The 1,377-nt window shown below is 23.5% G+C and carries 5 protein-coding genes; all 5 read left to right on the forward strand.

The genetic code is table 4. The features are described from left to right. The first annotated feature begins 81 nt into the window (after positions 1 to 81). The gene (locus C6B38_RS09860; RefSeq protein ID WP_162475848.1) at positions 82 to 219 is read left to right on the forward strand and encodes a hypothetical protein; all 138 of its coding nucleotides are present in this window, start codon (positions 82 to 84) and stop codon (positions 217 to 219) included. Between the two features lies 1 nt (position 220). Beyond that, on the forward strand, positions 221 to 619 hold the full coding sequence (locus C6B38_RS03925; protein ID WP_105298730.1) for a pentapeptide repeat-containing protein: 399 nt from the start codon (positions 221 to 223) through the stop codon (positions 617 to 619). Beyond that, a complete protein-coding gene (locus C6B38_RS03930) occupies positions 619 to 864 on the forward strand; it encodes a hypothetical protein (protein ID WP_105298731.1) in 246 nt (81 codons plus the stop codon). Before C6B38_RS03925 ends, C6B38_RS03930 begins: the two co-directional genes overlap by 1 nt. After that, a complete protein-coding gene (locus C6B38_RS03935; RefSeq protein WP_105298732.1) occupies positions 864 to 1,091 on the forward strand; it encodes a hypothetical protein in 228 nt (75 codons plus the stop codon). Before C6B38_RS03930 ends, C6B38_RS03935 begins: the two co-directional genes overlap by 1 nt. A gap of 89 nt (positions 1,092 to 1,180) precedes the next feature. Continuing rightward, positions 1,181 to 1,377: hypothetical protein (locus C6B38_RS03940; protein ID WP_146693292.1), on the forward strand; the 197-nt coding region annotated here is incomplete at its 3' end.

A 1,377-nucleotide genomic window follows, 5' to 3' on the forward strand; every position in this document is an offset into this window, starting at 1 on the left:
AGATATTGAATGAAAAAGGTAAATAAATAGTATGTGAAAAGATGAAGATGGCAAAGTTTATGAAAAAGGTAAATAAATAGTATGTGAAAAGATGAAGATGGCAAAGTTTATACAGAAGAAGATTTATTTAATGAAGCATTAGAAGAATGTCATTCAGAAGAAAGTGCTTATGACTATATTGAAAAATTAATTATGGAAAAGAATTTGGAGGAATTATAAAATGAAGAAATTACAAGATTTAATTAAAGATTTAACAGGAATAACTGTTGAAGAACAAAAAATAAATGAATATTTAGCAAGTGAAAAATTAGATTTACAAGGTGCTAATTTAGAAGATGCTGATTTATATCGTGCTAATTTACGATCTGCTGATTTAGAAGATGCTAAATTACAATGGGCTAAGTTAATTAATGCTAATTTACGATTTGCTTATTTAAAAGATACTAGTTTATCTTTTGCTGATTTAAGACGCTCTAATTTAGAATATGCTTGTTTACGAGATGCTAATTTATCTTATACTGATTTACGAGGTGTTAATTTATCTTGTGCTGATTTAGAAGGTATTAAAATCACTAAACAACAATTAGACCAATTAATTGTTATTGAGGAGAATGAATAATGTTAGAAAAATTAAAAGATTGAATTGAAATATATAATAATAATAATTTAAAAATTGAAGTTAAAAGTATACAATCAATTATTTTTAAAGGAAAAATAAAAGACTTTAAAGGTTATGAAATTTTTAAGGATTGTAAAATTATTCATAAATCAGTAAATGCTAATTTTAATTATTATTACATAAATACATCAACTTTGACTAAGCAACAATTAGAGCAATTAACTGTTATTGAGGAGGATGAATAATGAATATAACAGAATTAATTGATGTACTTAATAGCCGCATTCATTCAATTAAATGAGAAATTGATGTACTTAATATCAAAATACGAACACTTAAAGCAGAAAATGAAGCACTTAAAAAAGAACTTGCTGAGTTAAAAGAACAACAATTATATAAAGAAGATTTTGAAAGATGAAGAAGAACCAACAGAAGAACAATTATCAAAGTATATTCTAATTTTAAAAGATAATTCTAAATATGACAAATTACCTAGTAAGGAGGGTGAATAATGAATGATATTGTAAAAAATAGAGTAAATAGTATTAAGGAGGGTGAATAATGAATGATATTGTAAAAAATAGAGTAAATAGTATTACATTTCAATTTCCTTTAAACGGAGAGAATTTTAAAAATGAAAGTATTTTAGCATATAATGTTCAAAAATTTAAAGAAGAAAATAAACAAGAATTAACTGAATATATTTTTAGACATATTAATCATTATGCATTAAATGGTTATCAAGATGTACATTTAAA

It is taken from the genome of Spiroplasma sp. ChiS (genome assembly GCF_002968355.1).
GTDB lineage: Bacteria > Bacillota_I > Bacilli_A > Mycoplasmatales > Mycoplasmataceae > Spiroplasma > Spiroplasma citri.